Source organism: Streptomyces sp. NPDC004327 (assembly GCF_042873935.1).
Lineage (GTDB): Bacteria > Actinomycetota > Actinomycetes > Streptomycetales > Streptomycetaceae > Streptomyces.
Window position 1 is genome coordinate 325464 of record NZ_JBIAME010000005.1, and the last position, 19775, is coordinate 345238.

The 19775-nt window shown below is 74.0% G+C and carries 13 protein-coding genes and 1 pseudogene; 9 read left to right on the forward strand and 5 right to left on the reverse strand.

What is annotated here, in order from left to right:
- Window positions 1-141 precede the first annotated feature (141 nt).
- Window positions 142-444, forward strand: coding sequence for an ArsR/SmtB family transcription factor (locus tag ACFYU9_RS19225; protein WP_389208050.1), 303 nt, complete (start codon window positions 142-144; stop codon window positions 442-444).
- Window positions 428-3049, forward strand: a complete 2622-nt coding sequence (gene mgtA / locus ACFYU9_RS19230; protein WP_389345471.1) for a magnesium-translocating P-type ATPase — start codon at window positions 428-430, stop codon at window positions 3047-3049. The genes ACFYU9_RS19225 and mgtA overlap by 17 nt, the downstream gene beginning before the upstream one ends.
- Here the strand turns inward: mgtA and ACFYU9_RS19235 are convergent.
- A complete protein-coding gene (locus ACFYU9_RS19235; protein ID WP_389345472.1) occupies window positions 3046-3261 on the reverse strand; it encodes a hypothetical protein in 216 nt (71 codons plus the stop codon). The two genes, mgtA and ACFYU9_RS19235, sit on opposite strands and share 4 nt — an antisense overlap.
- A 91-nt stretch (window positions 3262-3352) precedes the next feature.
- Here ACFYU9_RS19235 and tatA point away from each other — a divergent pair.
- A pseudogene (gene tatA / locus ACFYU9_RS19240) lies at window positions 3353-3520 on the forward strand (Sec-independent protein translocase subunit TatA); the annotation flags it as partial.
- Between the two features lie 16 nt (window positions 3521-3536).
- Here tatA and ACFYU9_RS19245 read toward each other — a convergent pair.
- The gene (locus ACFYU9_RS19245; RefSeq protein ID WP_389345473.1) at window positions 3537-5789 is read right to left on the reverse strand and encodes an RICIN domain-containing protein; all 2253 of its coding nucleotides are present in this window, start codon (window positions 5787-5789) and stop codon (window positions 3537-3539) included.
- 184 nt (window positions 5790-5973) lie between these two features.
- Between ACFYU9_RS19245 and ACFYU9_RS19250 the strand changes: the two genes are divergently transcribed.
- The gene (locus ACFYU9_RS19250) at window positions 5974-7080 is read left to right on the forward strand and encodes a LacI family DNA-binding transcriptional regulator (RefSeq protein WP_389345474.1); all 1107 of its coding nucleotides are present in this window, start codon (window positions 5974-5976) and stop codon (window positions 7078-7080) included.
- Here the strand turns inward: ACFYU9_RS19250 and ACFYU9_RS19255 are convergent.
- A complete protein-coding gene (locus ACFYU9_RS19255) occupies window positions 6977-7819 on the reverse strand; it encodes a hypothetical protein (RefSeq protein WP_389345475.1) in 843 nt (280 codons plus the stop codon). The genes ACFYU9_RS19250 and ACFYU9_RS19255 overlap by 104 nt on opposite strands.
- Before the next feature lie 366 nt (window positions 7820-8185).
- Between ACFYU9_RS19255 and ACFYU9_RS19260 the strand changes: the two genes are divergently transcribed.
- From ACFYU9_RS19260 to helR, 4 genes are all read left to right on the forward strand, one after another.
- Window positions 8186-10015 carry a methylmalonyl-CoA mutase family protein gene (locus ACFYU9_RS19260; RefSeq protein ID WP_389345476.1) on the forward strand — a complete coding sequence of 610 codons (1830 nt, stop codon included), beginning with the start codon at window positions 8186-8188 and terminating at the stop codon, window positions 10013-10015.
- A complete protein-coding gene (gene scpA / locus ACFYU9_RS19265) occupies window positions 10015-12189 on the forward strand; it encodes a methylmalonyl-CoA mutase (RefSeq protein ID WP_389345477.1) in 2175 nt (724 codons plus the stop codon). Before ACFYU9_RS19260 ends, scpA begins: the two co-directional genes overlap by 1 nt.
- 4 nt (window positions 12190-12193) lie before the next feature.
- Window positions 12194-13216, forward strand: a complete 1023-nt coding sequence (gene meaB, locus ACFYU9_RS19270) for a methylmalonyl Co-A mutase-associated GTPase MeaB (RefSeq protein ID WP_389345478.1) — start codon at window positions 12194-12196, stop codon at window positions 13214-13216.
- 120 nt (window positions 13217-13336) lie between these two features.
- A complete protein-coding gene (gene helR / locus ACFYU9_RS19275; RefSeq protein WP_389207337.1) occupies window positions 13337-15514 on the forward strand; it encodes an RNA polymerase recycling motor ATPase HelR in 2178 nt (725 codons plus the stop codon).
- Window positions 15515-15691: 177 nt separating this feature from the next.
- Here helR and ACFYU9_RS19280 read toward each other — a convergent pair whose 3' ends face one another.
- Window positions 15692-17314, reverse strand: a complete 1623-nt coding sequence (locus ACFYU9_RS19280; protein ID WP_389345479.1) for an adenosine deaminase — start codon at window positions 17312-17314, stop codon at window positions 15692-15694.
- A gap of 223 nt (window positions 17315-17537) precedes the next feature.
- Between ACFYU9_RS19280 and ACFYU9_RS19285 the strand changes: the two genes are divergently transcribed.
- Entirely contained in the window at window positions 17538-18362 is an 825-nt protein-coding gene (locus ACFYU9_RS19285) for a DUF4157 domain-containing protein (protein WP_389207341.1), read from the forward strand.
- A 57-nt stretch (window positions 18363-18419) separates the two neighbouring features.
- Here the strand turns inward: ACFYU9_RS19285 and ACFYU9_RS19290 are convergent, their stop codons facing one another.
- Window positions 18420-19760 (reverse strand): hypothetical protein, encoded by a 1341-nt coding sequence (locus tag ACFYU9_RS19290; protein WP_389207343.1) that lies wholly within the window; start codon window positions 19758-19760, stop codon window positions 18420-18422.
- Window positions 19761-19775 lie beyond the last annotated feature (15 nt).

Sequence of the window (19775 nt, forward strand, 5' to 3'; positions counted from 1 at the left end):
GCCCGGCGGCAGCCTTCGGCGGGCCGGGCCCCGGCGGGCCGGGCCTAGACTTGGACCTTCGCATCGGGCCGGAAGGGGACAGCAGTGGTGGCGGCAGTCACGGGCGGGTTCGCCGACGGATCCGCGGATCCTCCGGCCGAGATGCTCGCGGAGGTCGCGGCCGCGTTCGGACTGCTCTCCTCCCCCGCGCGGCTGCACATCGTGTGGGTGCTGGCCCAGGGCGAGAGCGATGTGACGGGGCTCGCCGAGCGCGTCGGCGGCGCCCTTCCGGCCGTCAGCCAGCACCTGACCAAGCTGAAGCTGGCCGGCCTGGTCGGCTCCCGGCGCGAGGGCCGGCGGCAGGTCTACTACCTGGACGATCCCGACGTGGTGGCTGTGGTACGGGTGATGGTGGGGCAGCTCAGCGCCCGCACCCCGGTACGGCGCCATGGCACCGGTGCCTGAGACGTCGGCACCGGCCCCGGCACCCGAAGCGCTCACCTCGCTCACCGCGCTCCAGCTGCTGCGCCGGCTCGACAGCGGACCGCGCGGCCTGACCCACGAGGAGGCGGAGCGGCGGCTCGCCCGGTACGGGGAGAACGTGCTGCCGGCCGGGCGGCCGGTGTCCCGGCCGCGGCGCTTCCTGCGCGCGCTGCGCGACCCGTTCACCGCGGTGCTGCTCTGCCTGGGGCTGATATCCACGGCGGTCGCCGCCTGGGGCACCGGCAGCGTGATCCTCGCCCTCGTCGTGGTGAGCTGTCTGCTGCGCTCGACCGGCGAGCACCGCGCGGACCAGGCGATGGCCGCACTGCGCGAGTCGGTGGCCACGACCGCGACCGTGCTGCGCCGCCCGGCGCCCGACGGGCCGGCGCCGCCGCCCCGGGAGATCCCGGCGACGGAGCTGGTGCCGGGCGACGTCGTCCGGCTCGGCCCCGGCGACCTGGTGCCCGCCGACGTACGGCTCCTGCGCGCCAGTGGTCTGCGGGTCCACGAGGCCGCGCTCACCGGCGAGTCGGCGCCGGTCGCCAAGCATCCGCTCGACGCGCCCGACGGGACGGGCCCGGACCCCTTCGACCGGCCGCATCTGTGTTTCCTCGGCAGCAGCGTGGCGTACGGCAGCGCGACCGCCGTGGTCGTCGCCACCGGCGCCCGCACCCGCTTCGCCTCCGCGCACCGGAGCCGGGGCCCGGGCCGGGACCGGAGCCGGGTGGCCGGGCGGCGCCGGGACAGCGCCTTCGAGCAGGCGGTGCACGGGATCTCCTGGACCCTGATCCGCTTCATGCTGCTCACCCCGCCGCTCGTGCTCATGGCCGGTGCCGCGCTGCACGGACGCGGCCTGGAGACGCTGCCCTTCGCCGTGGCGGTGGCGGTCGGCCTCACCCCTGAGATGCTGCCGGTCGTGGTGACGACCGTGCTGGCCCGGGGCGCCGCCCGGCTGGCCCGCGACCACAAGGTGATCGTGAAGCGGCTGCCCGCGCTGCACGACCTGGGCGCGGTCGACACGCTCTGCCTGGACAAGACCGGTACGCTCACCCAGGACCGGCCGGTCGTCGTGCGGGCCGTCGACGCGCACGGCAGGGACGCGCCCGAGGTGCTGCGCTGGGCCGGCGTCAATGCCTGGTGGACGCTCCAGCTCGCCGAGCTCCCCTCGCCCGACGCCCTCGACGAGGCGATCCTCGACGCCGCCGACGCGGTCGCGGGCGAGGACGACAGCGACGGCGTGGCGGCGCTGCCCTTCGATCCGGTCCGGCGCCTGGCGACCGCCGTCGTCCGCCGGCCCGGCCGGCTCGGCACGGACACCCTGGTCGTCAAGGGAGCCGTGGAGCAGGTGCTCGAACGGTGCGCGCTCGACGGGGCCGAGCGGGCGCGGCTGCTCGCGGTGGCCGCGCGGGAGGCGGACACGGGTGCCCGGCTGCTCGCGGTGGCCCTCGCCGACCGTCCGGCCCGCCGCCGCGAGTACACGCCGGCCGACGAGCGGGGCCTGGCCTTCCTCGGCTTCGTCGTGCTGCGCGACGCGCTCGCCCCGACCGCGGCCGAGGCGCTTGCCAGCCTCGCCGAGCGGGGTGTCGCGGTGCGGATCCTGACCGGCGACCATCCGGGCACCGCCGCCCACACCTGCCGCGAGCTGGGCCTCGATCCCGGCCGGGTGCTCACCGCCGACGACGTCGACCGGCTCGACGACGCCGCGCTCGCCGAGGCGGTGCGCGGGACGACCGTCTTCGCGCGCTGCGCGCCCGAGCACAAGGCGCGCATCGTCGACGCCCTGCGCGCGGCGGGCCATGTCACCGGGTTCCTCGGCGACGGCGCCAACGACGTGCCCGCGCTGCTCGCGGCGGACGTCGGCATCTGCCCGAGGGGCGCGGTCGACGTCGTACGGGAGACGGCGGACGTGGTCCTCGCCGAGAAGGACCTCGCGGCGGTCGACCACGCGGTGGCGGCGGGCCGGTTCTGCGGCGCGAACATCGCCACGTACCTGCACACGACCCTGTCGTCGAACGTCGGCAACGTCACCGCGATGCTCGCGGCGGCGCTGCTGCTGCCGTTCCTGCCGATGCTGCCGGCGCAGGTCCTGGTCCAGAACCTGTGCTTCGACGCCGCGCAGCTCGCCTTCGCCTACGACCGTCCGGACCCGGCCGTGCTCCGCCGCCCGGTCCGGCTGCGGCACCGCGGCTTCCTGCGCTTCATCGCCGGCTTCGGGCTCCTCAACGCGGTCGCGGACGTGGCCACGTTCGCCGTGCTCTTCCTCAGCACCTGGTCGTCGGACCGGGCCCAGGAGCTCTTCCACGCCGGGTGGTTCACGGAGAACCTGCTGGCCCAGGCGCTGGTGATGGTCCTGCTTCGCGGCCTGCGCGGCGACGGCGCGGCCCCTGGCCCGGTCCGCCGCGCGGCCGCCGCCCTCGCGGCGGCCGGCCTCGTACTGCCGCTGACGCCGCTCGGCCCGGTGCTTGCGATGGCTCCGCTGCCGTCGCTGTACTACGTGCTGCTCGCGGTCGTCCTGGCGCTGTACGCGGTGGCGCTGCGGTTCGCGCGCCGCCGCCTGCGGGCGTCCCGCCGCGAGGACGCTCCCTAGGGACTGGCCGGGTCGTAGCCGTAGCGCGGCGGTCCGTCCGGTGCGTGCGGGTCGAGCCGGTAGACGTGCATGGCGTCGACCCGCACCGCGGTATCGGTCGCGTCGACCGCGCAGGGGTAGGTCACGATCAGCATGCGCGGCCGGCCGGTCACCGTCACCCGCAGGCCGCTCGCGGGACCGCCGACGAGAGTCGCGCTCTCCTGGACCGTCATGTCCTCCACCCCCACGTCGCGACTTCAAAGCTTGCGCAACTATTGAACTATCATGGGGTGCCGTCACTCAAGCTCAGGAAAGGTGGCTCACGTGCTCCACAACGCACTGGCCCCGTGGCATCTGCTCCTCGTCGCGCTCGCGTTCATCCTCCTGTTCGGTTCGAAGAAGCTCCCGGACACCGCCCGCTCGCTCGGCAAGTCGCTGCGCATCCTCAAGAGCGAGACCCGGGCGATGCGCGAGGAGGGCACGGCGGCCGAAGCGGAGAAGTGACCGGTCAGCCGATCGTCCACTGCTGCGCCGCGCCGCCGGTGTCCGGCTGCTGGGTGACCGGGGCGCCGTTCGCCTTGGAGGCCGTGGTCAGCAGCAGGCCGCTGCGCGCCGAGGCGAGGGTGTAGGCGCCGGAGGACAGCCGGGTGGCCACCCAGCGCTGGTTGGCGCCGCCGTGGCAGGTCCACTGGATGACGCGGGCACCGGCGGCGGTGGAACCGCCGTCGATGTCGGCGCAGAGGCCGGAGGCACCGTTCCTCAGTTCGTAGGTGCCGTCGGACTGCCGGGAGAAGGTCCACTTCTGGTTGGCGCCGCCGTTGGGGCTCCACGTGACGAGCTGCGTGCCGCTCGCGGTGCTGCTGTCCGGGTCGTCGAGCGCCTTGCCGCCGGTGGTGAGGGTGTGCACCCCGTCCAGGCCGCCGGCGGCTCCGGTCGCCGTGAGCGTGAGGGACTGCTCCCCCGCCGTACGGCCGCCGCCCACCGCGCTGCCCGTGCTGTCGTTCCAGGCGCGCACCGGGGTGGTCTCGGCGGCCCGGGCGGTGTCGGCGGAGAGGCCGATGACGAGGCCGCTGTAGCGGTTGACGATCCGGTACGTGCCGGTCGCCGTGTTGTCCGCCGGTGACGTGCCGCGGACGACGAACCACTCCTGGCCCACGGTGGAGCCGCCCGCGCCCGCCGGGCCGACCGTCGGCCTCGCACCCCACGCGCGGCCGCCGTTGCCGGACGCGTCGACGCCGAGCAGTTGTCCGCTGGCGGCGTTGGCGATGCGGTAGGAGCCGTCGCCCTCGGCGGTGAAGGTCCAGGATTCGAGCGCCGAGCCGGTGGCCGCCGGAGTCGAGGTGGTGGCCGGGCCGCTCGCGCCGGCCTGGGCGAGGACCCGCCCGTCGGCGCTGGCGATGCGGTAGCTCCTGGTGGTGTCGACGGGCGCGGCGGGCGCGCTGCTGTCGATCCTCAGGTTGACGTACTCGCTGCTGGAGTTGGCCGAGCAGCCGAAGGAGCAGTAGGCGCGGAAGTCCCGTCCGACGATGCCGGTGGCGGTCTTGTTGCCGCTGTCGAGGAACCAGCGGTACCAGGACGCGGTCCGGTAGCTTCCGGTGTCGCCGAGCCTGAACCACTTCTGGGTGGTGAGGTCGTCGGTGGCGTACAGCTCCTGCGGCGCGTTGCCGCTCTGGTCGACGGCCTGCGGCTCGCCGATGTAGAGCCCCAGATACGCGTTGTACGTGATGTCCATGACGAACAGCGGGGAGGTCGGGGGCGTCAGGCCCGCCGCGACCTGCTGGGCGACCGTGCCGCTGTTCGCGGGGTCGTACTCCTTCGCCGGCGGGACGTACCCGGTGGTGCTGCCCGCGCCGACCGGCACCATGGTGCTCTCGCGGCCGCCGACGCCGGGCTGCGTCCAGGCGCCGTCGTACCACTTCCGCCACGAGCCGCGGGCCATCTTCGAGGCGATCGGGGCGCGGGCGACATGGCCGTAGAACGCGGCCCAGCCGCCGCCCTTGTTCACGATCCGCGAGCCGTAGAAGGCGTAGAAGTAGCCGGAGGCGGTGTCGGCGAACAGCCTCGGGTCGCCGGTGCCGTAGTGGTAGGTCTGCTGCGGGAAGGCGGCGGTGTCGCCGCGCCGGGTGCTGTACGGCGAGGTGATGACGTGGTCCTTGACCCTCCAGGTGCGGCCCTGGTCGGTGGAGACGGCGTAGTCGATGCCGTCGAAGTGGACGCCGTCGCCGAACGGCTGCGGGGTGAACTCGTTGTGCACGAGCCCGTACCAGTCGCCGGTGTCCGGATCGACCCAGACCCCGGCCAGGTCGCAGTAGTTGCGGTGGGCGTAGCCGCTGCCGGCGGGCGCCTGGGTGGACTCGGCGCCGGTGGGGCTGTTGTCGCAGCGCCAGGTGGTGTCGTTGTTGCGGTCATTGGGGTTCGCCGGGTCGACGGCGTCGCTGAGGGCGCTCGACCGGGCGGCGGTGTCGAGGTTCGTGCCGGTGAAGAAGTTCCACTGGCGCGAGTCGGTCGCCCCGTACAGCGCGTGGGACTGCTGGAAGTAGAAGGTGCCGTCCTTGTCGACGTACGGGGCGGCCGGGGTGTCGTCGGGGTGGTTCCAGGGGCCCTTGGCGCCCACGGTGACGGTGTACGTGGCGGCGGGCGGCACGGCGGAGGCCGAGGCGGCGGCCGGGGCGGCGAGGGTGCCGCCGGCCGTGAGGGCCAGCGTCGCGGCGGCGAGCACGCCCGTCAGCCTGCCGGCGAGTCTGCTGCGCGGAGTTGTCACGAGTACTCCCTGTCGGAGAGGGGGTTCGAGGTCGTGCGGGTCACGCGGCGCCGTTGACGGCACGGACCCTAGGGGTTCTTTGACCGGTAAAACAAGGGGTCGGGCGACCTTGACCGCGACAGCGGGCCCGGCTACTTTGCGAGCCTCACGCGAGGGGTTCGACGGGGCAGGACGGGGGCGCGCCATGGTGACCATGCAGGACGTGGCGGAGCGCGCCGGCGTCACCAAGCAGACCGTGTCCAACGTCGTGACCGGGCGGGTCGCAGTCCGCCCGTCGACCGAGGCGCGCGTCCGCGCCGCGATCGACGAACTCGGTTACGTGCCCAACCTCGTGGCCCGCTCGCTGGCGACGGGCAGCACCCGCACGGTCGGCCTGTTCGTGCCGACCGTCTCGACGCCGTTCTACGCGGAGGTGGTCGAGGAGGTCGAGGACGCCCTGGAGGAGCGCGGCTACCACCTGCTGCTCTGCACCACCCGGCTCGACGGGGAGCGGGCGCGCCGCCATCTCGCGAGCCTGACCAGCCGCTCCGTCGACGCGCTCCTGATCGCCGGGGACCAGGGGCTGACCGGCCATCTGCCGCTGCTCGCCGGCGCCCGCTTCCCGGTGGTGCTGTGCGCCTGGGAGGCGGCGCTGCCCGCGGGCTTCCCGGTCGTCACCTTCGACTACACGCACGGCGGCCGGCTCGCCGGACGGCATCTGCGCGAGCTGGGCCACGAGCGCGTGGCGGTCCTCGCCAGCCCCGCCCACGGAGTACGGGTGGAGGGCTTCCGGCGGGCGTTCGCCGAGGACGGCATCACCGTGCCCGACAGCGCCGTCCACACCGCCGCCGACCCCACCTTCCGGGGCGGCCTCGCCGCGGCCCGCGCGGCCCTCGGCGCGGCCCCGGACGCCACCGCGCTCTTCGCCACCCACGACGTGCTCGCCGCGGCGGCGGTGGAGGCGGCCCGCACGGCGGGGCGTTCCGTGCCGCACGACCTGTCGGTGGTGGCCTACGACGACACGCCCGAGGGCCTGCTGTCCCGCTCGGCCCTCACCAGCGTGGTGCTGCCGAAGCGCCGGATGGCCCGGGAGGCGGTGCGGCTGCTCCTGGAATCCCTCGCCTCCGGCACCCGCCCGAAACACGAACCGCGGCTGCTGCTGCCGGAGTTGGCGACGGGCGACAGCACGGCGGCGGCCATCGCCCGGCTCACCGGTGCGCCGGCTTCCCGGCCACGCTCCCCGCGCCCGCGCCCGACTGCGCCGGATCCCAGTACCGGGCCAGCGCTCCCTCCCGGTAGGGCGCCGGGCTGACACTGAGATCACCGGCGAACGGCCGGTCGAGGACCACGACGAGCAGCAGGCTGAAGCCGATGAGGCCCGCGACCGAGGCGACGAAGACCAGCTGGATCCGCAGCTTGCGCATGCCGTACAGGAACGTGAGCGGAATCAGCACGATCGCGCCGCCGAAGGCCAGGATCTGCAGCAGCGGCGGCAGTTCCTGCTCCGCCATGTTCAACCGGGCCCGCCGCTGCCCCGCCACGTCGTTGAGATGGCCGACCGCCTGCTCGTAGAACACCTGCTCGCGCGGCCCCTTCGGGTCGTACGACTGCAACACCGTGTAGGCGTCGACGAGATGGCTCTCCGTCGCCCCGTAGCTCGGCCGTCCGTCCCGCATCCGCGGCCACTGCTGGTCCACGACCGCGTGCACGTACCCGCTGAGCGCGCTGTCGAGCCCTTCGCGCACCGGCGCCGGGAAGGCCGCGCCGTCACGGGAGATGAGCGCGACATCGGTCGCCTCGGTGGCGACGATGGTCTGGGTGCTGTCCAGCTGCGTCCAGAGCGTGACGATGACGAACGCCAGGATGATCCCGTAGATCGCCCCGAACATCCCGAGCGTCACCCCGACCATCTCGTTGTGCTCCCCCTTCGCCAGCGACGGATACCGGCGACGCAGCACCACGCTTCCGACGACGGCGCACACGACGGCCGCGCCGACGGTGACGACGGCCAGGGTGAAGGTGCTGAAGTGGTTGAGCAGCCAGAGGGACATGTGGCGGGAGTCTAGGTACGCGGAGCGCGGGTGGAGCGCTCCCGCGGACCCCGGGGGCCGTTGATCACCCGCCCGTGTGGGCGCGGGAACGCGATGTTGCCGCCGGGGCCTCGCCCGGCACCGGCCGTCACCTGGCGGGGCCGAGGTCTCCCTCCAGGAGCGTCTGGTCGATCCGGGGGCGGTTTCGGAGGGTCAGGATCTCGTTGGCGAGGGCCACGACGGGCACGTGGTGTGCCCGACCGTACGCGGGGGCACTGACAGCGAAGACCGTGAACGCCTATGCACGGAGGGCCGTGCGCATCAAGGAGGTCAAGGTCACAGCTGATCGGCCTGCTGCTCCTTTGTGCGGCTGGCTAGCATCCGGACATGACTGTGCTGCCTGACGACGGCCTTTCGCTGGCCGCCGAGTTCCCCGCAGCGACCCATGCGCAGTGGCAGCGCCTCGTGGCGGGCGTACTGAGCAGGTCGGGCAAGGACGTACCCGAGAGCGAAGCCGAGGAGGCGCTGGCGAGCGCCCTGGACGGCGGGCTGCGTGCCCGGCCGCTGTACACGGCCAGGGACGCGACGCCGGACGCCGGGCTGCCCGGCTTCCCCCCGTTCGTCCGCGGCGGGCGCGCCGAGGGCAATACGGCGGGCGGCTGGGACGTGCGGCAGCGCCACGCGGTCGCCGACCCCGACGCGGTGCTCACCGACCTGGAGAACGGGGTCACGTCGCTGTGGCTGGCCGTCGGCTCCGGCGGGATTCCGGTCGCCGACCTCGACCGGGTGCTGCGGGACGTGTACCTGGACCTGGCACCGGTCGTCCTGGACGCCGGCGCGGAGACCGCCGCCGCGGCCGAGGAGCTGTTCGCCCTGTACGCCCGGCGCGGGGTCGCCGCGGACGCGGTCCGCGGCAACCTCGGCGCCGATCCGCTCGGCACCGAGGCGCGGACGGGCTCCGCGGACGACGCCGGCCTCCCCTCGGCCGTCGCCCTCGCGCGCCGCTGCGCCGACACCTACCCGGGGCTGCGCGCCCTGAGCGTGGACGCCCTGCCGTACCACGAGGCCGGCGGCTCGGCCGCGCAGGAGCTCGGCTGCTCGCTCGCCACCGGCGTCGCCTATCTGCGCGCGCTCACCGACGGCGGAACCGACGGCGGCGGGCTGACCGTCGAGCAGGCCCTCGGGCAGCTGGAGTTCCGTTACGCGGCCACCGCCGACCAGTTCCTGACGATCGCCAAGCTGCGCGCCGCGCGCCGGCTGTGGGCGCGGATCGCGGAGGCGTGCGGCGCGCCGGCGGCCGGGGCGCAGGTCCAGCACGCGGTGACCTCGCCGGTGATGATGACGGCCCGCGACCCGTGGGTGAACATGCTGCGGACCACGGTCGCCACGCTGGCCGCCGGCGTCGGCGGCGCAGAGTCGGTCACCGTCCAGCCCTTCGACCACGCGCTCGGCCTGCCGGACGCCTTCGCGCGCCGGATCGCGCGCAACACCTCCACGATCCTCGTCGAGGAGTCGCACCTCGGCCGGGTGATCGACCCGGCCGGCGGCTCCTGGTACGTGGAACGGCTGACCGACGAACTCGCCCACGCGGCCTGGGAGTTCTTCCAGGAGACCGAGCGGTCCGGCGGCCAGGCCGCCGCCCTGCGCTCGGGCTGGACCGGGGAGCGGCTCGCCGCGACCTGGGCCGAGCGGTCCCGGGACCTGGCCAAGCGCCGCGAACCGGTCACCGGCGTCAGCGAGTTCCCGCACCTCGGCGAGAAGCCGGTGGTCCGCGAGCCCGCACCGGCCGCACCGGCCGGCGGTCTCCCCCGGGTCCGCCGCGACGAGGCGTTCGAGGCGCTGCGCGCCCGTTCCGACGCCCATCTCGCCGCGACCGGCGCCCGCCCGCGCGTCCATCTCGCCGCGCTCGGCTCCGCCGCCGCGCACACCGCCCGGCTGACCTTCGCCGCCAACCTCTTCCAGGCGGGCGGCATCGAGCCCGTCACCGGGGGTTCCTTCGCGGACAGCGGCGCCTTGGAGGCGTGCCTGTGCTCCAGCGACGCCGTGTACGAGGAGCGCGCCGAGGCCGAGGCCGCCGCGCTGCGCGCCGCCGGGGCCCGGCACGTGTCGCTGGCCGGCCGACCCGGCTCGTACGCCGGTGTCGACTCGTACGTCTTCGCGGGGTGCGACGCCGTCGCCGTCCTCTCCGCCACCCTCGACCGCATGGGAGTGTCCTGATGGGAATCCCCGACTTCACCGGGATCGACCTGGGATCCCCGCGCCCGGCCGGCAGCCCCGACGAGTGGCAGGCCGCCGTCAAGCGGGCGTCCGGCGGGGACGACCTGCTGTGGGAGACGCCGGAGGGCATCGGCGTCAAGCCGCTCTACACCGGCCATGACCTGGCGGACGTGGACTTCCTCGGGACGTACCCGGGCATCGCGCCGTACCTGCGCGGCCCGTACCCGACGATGTACGTCAACCAGCCCTGGACGATCCGGCAGTACGCGGGCTTCTCCACGGCCGAGGAGTCCAACGCCTTCTACCGGCGCAACCTGGCGGCGGGCCAGAAGGGCCTGTCGGTCGCCTTCGACCTGCCGACGCACCGCGGTTACGACAGCGACCACCCGCGCGTCACGGGCGACGTCGGCATGGCGGGCGTGGCGATCGACTCGATCTACGACATGCGCCAGCTGTTCGACGGCATCCCGCTGGACAAGATGTCGGTGTCGATGACGATGAACGGCGCGGTGCTGCCCGTTCTCGCGCTCTACATCGTGGCGGCGGAGGAGCAGGGCGTCTCCGCCGACAAGCTCGCCGGGACCATCCAGAACGACATCCTCAAGGAGTTCATGGTCCGCAACACCTACATCTACCCGCCGAAGCCGTCGATGCGGATCATCTCCGACATCTTCGCCTTCACCTCGCGGAACATGCCCCGCTACAACTCGATCTCCATCTCGGGCTACCACATCCAGGAGGCGGGCGCGACGGCCGACCTGGAGCTGGCGTACACGCTCGCCGACGGCGTCGAGTACCTCCGCGCCGGGCGCGAAGCGGGCCTGGACGTCGACGCGTTCGCGCCGCGGCTGTCGTTCTTCTGGGCGATCGGAATGAACTTCTTCATGGAGGTCGCCAAGCTGCGGGCGGCCCGGCTGCTCTGGGCCAAGCTGGTCAAGCAGTTCGACCCCAAGAACGCCAAGTCGCTCTCCCTGCGGACCCATTCGCAGACCTCCGGCTGGTCGCTCACCGCCCAGGACGTCTTCAACAACGTCACCCGCACCTGCGTGGAGGCGATGGCGGCCACCCAGGGCCACACCCAGTCGCTGCACACCAACGCCCTCGACGAGGCCCTCGCGCTGCCGACGGACTTCTCCGCGCGCATCGCCCGCAACACCCAGCTGCTCATCCAGCAGGAGTCGGGCACGACGCGGACCATCGACCCGTGGGGCGGCAGCGCGTACGTGGAGCGGCTCACCTACGACCTGGCGCGCCGGGCCTGGCAGCACATCCAGGAGGTCGAGGCGGCCGGCGGCATGGCGCAGGCCATCGACGCGGGCATCCCGAAGCTGCGCGTCGAGGAGGCCGCGGCCCGTACGCAGGCGCGCATCGACTCGGGGAGGCAGCCGGTCATCGGCGTCAACAAGTACCGGGTCGACGGCGACGAGCAGATCGAGGTCCTGAAGGTCGACAACTCCTCCGTGCGCGCCCAGCAGATCGACAAGCTGCGCCGGCTGCGCGCCGAGCGGGACGAGCGTGCCTGCCGGGACGCGCTGGACGACCTCACCCGGGCCGCCGGCGGCGAGGGCAACCTGCTCGAACTGGCCGTGCGCGCGGCCCGCGCGAAGGCCACCGTCGGCGAGATCTCGGACGCCCTGGAGAAGGTGTACGGGCGGCACGCGGCGCAGATCCGTACGATCTCCGGCGTGTACCGCAACGAAACCGGCACCTCCTCGTCCGTGGACGGCACCCGGGCCCTGGTCGACGCCTTCGAGGAGGCCGAGGGCCGGCGGCCGCGCATCCTGGTGGCCAAGATGGGCCAGGACGGGCACGACCGCGGCCAGAAGGTCGTCGCGACCGCCTTCGCCGACCTGGGCTTCGACGTCGACGTCGGCCCGCTCTTCCAGACGCCGGCCGAGGTGGCCCGGCAGGCCGTCGAGGCGGACGTCCACATCGTGGGCGTCAACTCCCTCGCGGCCGGCCACCTCACGCTCGTCCCCGCGCTGCGGGACGAGCTGGCGGCGGAGGGCCGGGAGGACATCATGATCGTGGTCGGCGGGGTCATCCCGCCCCAGGACGTGCCGGTCCTCCTCGAGATGGGCGCCGCCGCGGTCTTCCCGCCCGGCACGGTGATCCCGGACGCGGCCGCGGACCTGGTGCGCCGGCTCGCGGCGGACCTGGGACACGACGCCTGATCCCATGGCCATCGACATCGACGCGTACGAGAAGGGTGTACGGGAGGGCAGGCGCGCGCTCGTCGCCCGCGCCATCACCCTCGTGGAGTCCACCCGGCCCCAGCACCGGGTGCTCGCCCAGGAGCTGCTGACCCGGCTGCTGCCGTACGGCGGCCGGGCCCGGCGGATCGGGATCAGCGGCGTGCCCGGGGTCGGCAAGTCGACCTTCATCGACGCCTTCGGCACGATGCTGACCGGTCTCGGCCACAAGGTCGCGGTCCTCGCCGTCGACCCGTCGTCCACCCGCACCGGCGGCTCCATCCTCGGCGACAAGACGCGCATGGAGCGGCTGGCGGTGGATCCGGCGGCCTTCGTGCGGCCCTCCCCCAGCGCCGGCACGCTCGGCGGCGTCGCCAAGGCGACCCGTGAGTCCATCGTGGTGATGGAAGCGGCCGGATACGACGTGATCCTCGTCGAGACGGTCGGCGTCGGGCAGTCGGAGACGGCCGTTGCCGACATGGTCGACACCTTCCTGCTGCTGACGCTGGCCCGCACCGGCGACCAGCTCCAGGGCATCAAGAAGGGCGTCCTGGAACTCGCCGACGTGGTCGCCGTGAACAAGGCGGACGGCCCGCACGAGCCCGACGCCCGCGCCGCCGCCCGTGAACTGGCCGGCGCGCTCCGGCTGATGCGCGGCCGGGACGCCGTCTGGTCGCCGCCGGTGCTCAGCTGCAGCGCACGCGAGTCGACCGGACTCGACGAGGTCTGGTCGCGGCTCGAACAGCACCGTACGCTGCTCGACACGACCGGCCGGCTCGCCGACCGGCGCCGTGAGCAGCAGGTCGGCTGGACGTGGCAGATGGTCCGCGACGAACTGCTGGCCCGGCTGCACGCCGATCCGGCCGTCCGGGCGCTCACGCCGGAGGTGGAGCGGCGGGTGCGGGACGGGGAGCTGACGGCGACGCTCGCGGCGGAGCGGATCCTGGAGGCGTTCGGGGACCGGGGCGGCGACCTGGGCGGCGACCGGGACGCGGACCGCCGGCCGTAGCCGGGTGCGAGCGGGACAACACGAAGGGCGAGAACGGTCCACCGTTCCTCGCCCTTCTTAACGTATAGCGCATGGGGGGCCTTGCCGCAAGGCCCCCCTCGTGGCTCAGAATCATTCACCATGACCGCCCTCACCAGCGTTTTCGCCCTGTCCGACGACCTCTCCGCCAAGAACGACCCGGCTCTGATCGCCGCCGACGAGAACCACTTCGCCGCCGTCGCGGACAGCCTGGAGCAGGCCGTCGCCGAGCTGTCCGAGCAGCTCGACGTCCTGCGGCGGGCGCCGGGCGGCAGCGGCCGGGAGGCGCTGGAACGGGACCAGCAGATCCACCGCCTGTCCGCCCGGCTGCGCACCCTGCGCCGCTTCGGCCTCGACCTGTGCCTCGGGCGGGTGGTCGGCGCGGACGGCGAGCCGGTGTACATCGGGCGGCTCGGCCTCACCGACAGCACCGGGCGCCGGCTGCTGCTCGACTGGCGCGCGCCGGCCGCCGAGCCCTTCTTCGCCGCCACCCACGCCCGCCCGGCGGGCCTGGTCAGCCGCCGCCGCTACCGCTGGACCCGCGGGCGGATCACCGACTACTGGGACGAGGTCTTCACCGCCGAGGGCCTTGAGGGCCATGCCGCCCTCGACGACCAGTCGGCGTTCATCGCGAGCCTCGGCGGGAACCGCTCGGCGAAGATGCGGGACGTGCTCGCGACCATCCAGTCCGACCAGGACGCGATCATCCGGGCCGGCTCGCGCGGCGCGCTCGTCGTCGACGGCGGCCCCGGCACCGGCAAGACGGTGGTCGCGCTGCACCGCTCGGCGTACCTGCTCTACTCCGACCCGCGGCTCGGCCACCGGCGCGGCGGCGTGCTGTTCGTCGGCCCGCACCAGCCCTATCTGGACTACGTCTCCGACGTGCTGCCGAGCCTCGGCGAGGAGGGCGTGCGGACCTGCACGGTGCGCGACCTGGTGCCCGAGGGCGACGACGCGCTGCCGGAGCGCGACGCGGACGTGGCCCGGCTGAAGGCGTCCGCGCGGATGGTGCACGCGATCGAGGTGGGCGTGCGCTTCTACGAGGAGCCGCCCACCGAGACGATCACGGTCCGTACGCCGTGGTGCGACGTCCAGGTCACGGCCGAGGACTGGGCCGAGGCGTTCGGCGCGCCGGAGCCGGGCACCCCGCACAACGAGGCGCGCGAGCGGATCTGGGAGGAGCTGGGCACGATCCTGCTCGACAAGCTGAGCCTCGCCGACCTGGAGCACGAGATCCCGGAGGCGCTGTTCCGCCGGGCGCTGCGCGCCGACCGCGAGCTGGCCGGCACCCTGCACGCCGCCTGGCCCGTGCTCGACCCGCGCGACGTGGTCGGCGACCTGTGGTCCGTGCCCGCGTACCTGCGGCTGTGCGCGCCGTGGCTCGGCCCCGACGCCGTGCGCAAGCTGCAGCGCCCGGAGCCGCACGCCTGGACCGTGTCCGACCTGCCGCTCCTGGACGCGGCGCGGCAGCGGCTCGGCGACCCGCAGGCGGGCCTGCGGCAGCGCCGGCGCGCGGCGGCCCTCGCCGCGCAGCGCGAGCAGATGGCGAAGGTCGTCGACAACCTGGTCTCGGCCGTGGCCGACTCCGGCGCCGACGGGGACGACGGCGAGGGTCTGGTGAGCATGCTGCGCGGCGAGGACGCGAAGATCAGCCTGGTCGACGACTCCGAGCTGCCCGACGCCGAACGCGACCTGCTGGCGGGCCCGTTCGCGCACATCGTCGTCGACGAGGCGCAGGAACTCACCGACGCCGAATGGCAGATGCTGCTGCTGCGCTGCCCGTCGCGCAGCTTCACCATCGTCGGCGACCGCGCCCAGGCCCGGCACGGCTTCACGGAGTCGTGGCAGGAGCGGCTCCACCGGGTCGGCCTGGACCGGATCGAGATCGCCTCGCTCGGCATCAACTACCGCACGCCGGAAGAGGTCATGGCGGAGGCGGAGCCGGCCATCCGGGCCGCGCTGCCCGACGCCAACGTGCCCACCTCCGTGCGCAGCAGCGGCATCCCGGTCGCGCACGGTCCGGCCGGCGACCTGGAGACGGTGCTCGACGGCTGGCTCGCGGAGCACCCGGAGGGCGTGGCCTGTGTCATCGGCGCGCCGGACTTCCGGGAGCGGCCGCGGGTGCGGTCGCTGACGCCGGAGCTGTCGAAGGGCCTGGAGTTCGACCTGGTGGTGCTGGTCGACCCGGAGCGGTTCGGTACGGGGATCGAGGGCGCGGTGGACCGGTACGTGGCGATGACGCGGGCCACGCAGCGGCTGGTCGTGCTGACCGGCGCGTGACGGCGGCACCCCGCCCCCGGCGTGCGCCGGGGGCGGGGTGGGACCGGCGAGTCAGCCGCTCAACGGTTCCGCGCTTCAGAGCTTCAGAGCTTCAGCAGCTCAACGCTTCGGCGCCTCGGCGCTTCGGCGGCTCAGCAGTTCAGCGGCTGTGGTCCGGCAGGTGCGCCGCTCGGCGGTTCAGCGGGGCAGCGCGTGCTCGAACCGGCCGAACGCGGCCTCCTGGCGCCACTGGACGCGCGCCTTGGGGCTGGCGTCGAGCAGGCGGCGGCAGGCGGGGCGGGGGTTCTCGGTGCCGGGGCGGTCGGCGCGGCAGACGCCGGCCACGCGGTAGCCGTCCCGGGTCGGGTTGCCCTGCCACAGGCTCGTACCCGGCAGGAAGGAGTACTCCAGGGACGCCCGGGCCAGGTCCTTGAGGTCGCGGTAGCCGAGGCCGTACGTCGCGGAGGCGTACCGGTACTCGTGGGTGATGTCGATCCGCGAGACGCCGGGGTCGTCGGTGGCGAGGACGACCGGGACGCCGTAGGAGCGGTACGTCTCGAAGGGGTGGTCGGCGCCCTTGACGCCGAGGATCTGGGCGTTGCTGCTGAACGGCACCTCGACGGCGATCTCGCGGTCGGCCATGGTGGTGGCCGTCCGCTGCCAGCCGTTCTCGTGGACGAGGTCGACGCCGTGCCCGATGCGCTCGGCGCCGGCGACGTCCACGGCCTCGCCGATGTGGAAGGTGAGGTCCTCGGGCTTGACCAGTCCGGGCCACAACTCGCCGGCGTGCAGGGTGACATGGGCCTTCGGGTAGACCCCGCGCAGGTACCGCAGCATCCGCATCTGGAGGCTGTAGTTCTTCAGCGAGCTGTCCCAGTCCTCGGGCTGGACGAGGTTGACGGCGACGAAGCGCGGGTCGCGCTCGGCCAGGCGCATGCCCAGGGCCATCTGCGTGAAGACCCGCTCGTTCGAACTGCCGCGCGAGACCTGGGAGATCCAGCGGACGGTCAGCCCGCAGCCGGGGTCCGGGCGGTCCGTGCCGCAGTGCGCGGCCGTGCGGAACTCGGCGTCGCCGTCGTCGGCCTCCTTGCTCGCGTCGGCGACGAGCTTGTCGAGCTTGCCGTCCGCGACGAGCTTGCCGTGGAGCCTGGCCAGGTCGGCGTCCCAGCCGACCTCGGCGGCCAGCTTCTTGGCGCCTTCGGAGGCCGGGCTGACCATGGTCTCCAGATAGAACTGGTTCTGGGAGGCCACGGAGTCGGCGACGTTGGCGAGCAGCTTGCCGCGGTTGCGCCAGGTCACCTCGCCGAACTTGCCGAAGGTGTCGAAGAAGTGGTCGTGGCCGCTGGTGTCGGCCGGGAAGTCCTGCATGGACCACTCGCGCACGATCGCGTCACGGAAGGCGCGGTCGGTGCGGGCGTCGGCGGCCGGCCGGGTGCCGGGGCCGCACGGCGGCACGACGGCGGTCATCGTCGTGGTGTCGACGCAGAGCCCGTCCTCGGCGGCGAGCTCGATGAGGTACTCGGTGGAGACCGCGCCGGACAGGTGGTTGTGCAGCTCCCCGCCCTTGGGCAGGGCGGCGAAGAACCGCTGGAGCGCGGCCGGGTCGTCGCGGATCGCGGCGAGCCGCGCCGAGGCCAGGGCCTCGCCCGGCGTGACGCGCGGCCCGGCGGGCCCGTTCGGGGCGGGGGCCGGGGGCGCGAGGGGCGCGGCGACGGCGGCCTGGGCGGGCAGGAGACAGAGGGCCGCCAGGGTGGCGGCGAGGCCGGCCGAGCGGCGCGGAGCGCGGCGGGCGGACCGGCGGTCTAAGGGCTTGGAGATCACCTGAGCATGATCGCGAGCGGACCGGGCGACCGGGCCGCCTTCCCGTGCGGTTCGCGATCTACTCCACCCGAACGAGTGATGCTGCGCGCCTGGCGCTGCGCGAACGGGCAGCGCTTCCTGCCCCCGGCGTCCCGGGGCGGACCTGGACGGGGCAGGGGCGGCTGGCGAGGCTGGAAGCCGGGGGCCGCGCAGCCCCCGTCCTGACGTCTTCGGGGAGCCGACGATGAGTGCGTACGACAACGAGCAGGAGCACCAGCTGGGGCACGAACACCAGCAGGAGCACGACGACCACGACCACGAGCACAAGCACGAGCAGGACAGCGGCGGCCGCGACACGGCCAGGCTCTACGAGGCCGCGGCGGCCGGCCGCACGGACGTCGTGGGCGCGGCCGGCCTCGGCACGCTGCAGCGGGCCGTGGGCAACGGTGCCGTCGGGGCGATGGTGCAGCGCAGCAAGGCGGCGGCCGGCGAGGCCCAGGAGCAGTCCGACGAGCGCTCCCCCGTGCACGACGTGGTCTCCTCGGGCGGCGGCCGGCCGCTCGACGCCGAGACGCGCGGCGACATGGAGGCCCGGATGGGCGCCGACTTCTCCGACGTGCGGATCCACACCGACGCGGCCGCCGACGCCTCCGCCAAGGGCATCGGGGCGCACGCGTACACCGTCGGCAACAACGTGGTGTTCCAGCGGGAGGCGTACGACCCGTCCTCGCCGCAGGGCCGCACGACGCTGGCGCACGAGCTGACCCATGTGATCCAGCAGCGCAGCGGCCCGGTCGACGGCACCGAGGCGGCGGGCGGGATCCGGGTGAGCGACCCCTCGGACCGCTACGAGCGGGAGGCCGTCGCCAACGCGGAGCGGGTGCTGGCCGGGCCCGCGCCTGCAGCGGTCCCCGAGACGGCGCCGGCCGCCGCGCCCGCCGCCGCCTCCGTACAGCGGGCGGCGACGGAGGACGAGGACGAGCAACCGGCCGACGTGCAGGGCTCGTTCGTGCAGCGGCAGGCGGATTCGGGCGCCGAGGAGGAGGAAGAGTCGGCGCCCGAAGCCTGAGGACCGACTGGTTCCCGGCGGCCAGGGCCTGTCCGACCCTGATCCGCCGGACAGGCCCTAGGACTTGCCGCCCTGGAGCGTGCCGCCGAGGAAGAGGGAGGTCGAGCACCGGTCGGGCTGCGGGGCGCCCACCGGCCGGCCGACCTTGCGGCAGTCCACGGTCAGGGTGACCGCGTCGCCGGCGGACACCAGGACCGGGGTGACGAAGTGGTAGTCGGAGTCGCGGAAGTTCTCCAGGGCGAGGGTCAGGATCCGGCGGTCGCCCGCCCGGACCACGACCGTGCCCGCGTCGCCCTGCGGATTCTGGACGACGATGTCGGTGAGCCGGAAGGTCTTGCCGTCCGCCACCGTGAGGGCCGTACCGCTCTCGGCGCCGCCGCCCACCCCGTCCCGGACCTGGACCTGGGCACTGGTCGGCGCGGGCGGCGCGACCGGCTTGGCCGGGGGCTTGGGCTTGGCGCTGCCCGTGGCGGACGGGGTCGGGGCGGCCGTGGCGGGCGGCGCCGTGGTCGGCGTGCCGTCCGCACCGCCCGAGCCGCCGCCCGATGCCCCGCCTTCACCTCCGCCCTTGCTCGGGCTCGCGCTCGCCGTGGCGGAGGCGATGACCTCGGGCGTGATCGCCTCGCGGGCCGCCGACTTCACGGCCGGTCGCAGCAGCCCGTACCAGAGCCCCACCAGGGCGAGGGCGAGCACACAGGCGAGGACGAGCGCCCGGGGGAGCCAGCGGGGCAGCAGCGGCTGCTGCTGATAGGTGCCGTCGAGGACGACCGGGGCCGCGGGCTCCTCGCCCTCGGGGACGGTCTGGGTGACGAGCACCTGGAAGGTGTGGGTCAGGGGCGTGCCGCGCCACAGGCGCTTGGCGGACTTGACGCGCAGTTCGGCGAAGGCGGCCCGGCCGGGCTCGATCAGCAGCTCCCGCTGCTTGAAGGAGACCTGCGTCCGCTCCGTGGCGGCCACGGCCGAGAGGGTGGCCGTCAGGGGTGCGTTGCCCCGGTTGTCGACCGCGGTCTTGTGGCGGCCCGCGAAGATCCCCTGCGAACCGCGCGGCACCAGCTCGGCCGTGACCTCCGTGAACGGTGCCACGGTGACCCGGCCTTCGGGCACGACCGGCTCCGCGTGGTCGCTGGTCGGGACCACCCGGATGCCGAACGGCGTCTCGCCGGCGGGCACGGAGGGATCACGCGGTGGCTGGAATATGACAGTGGCGGTTTCCGAGCTTCCGGGGTAGAGGGAGAGCGTGGCCGGTTCCACCGTCGTCCAGGTGGCGCAGGCCCCGACCACCTCGAATCGGTACTCCTCCACGGTGGAGCCGGAGTTGCGTACCTGGAGGGGCAGGCGCGTCTCCTCGCCCGGTGCGGCGGTCACGGACGCGGCGTCGAGGTGTGCCGTAAGACTCATGGGCCGCACCGTAGA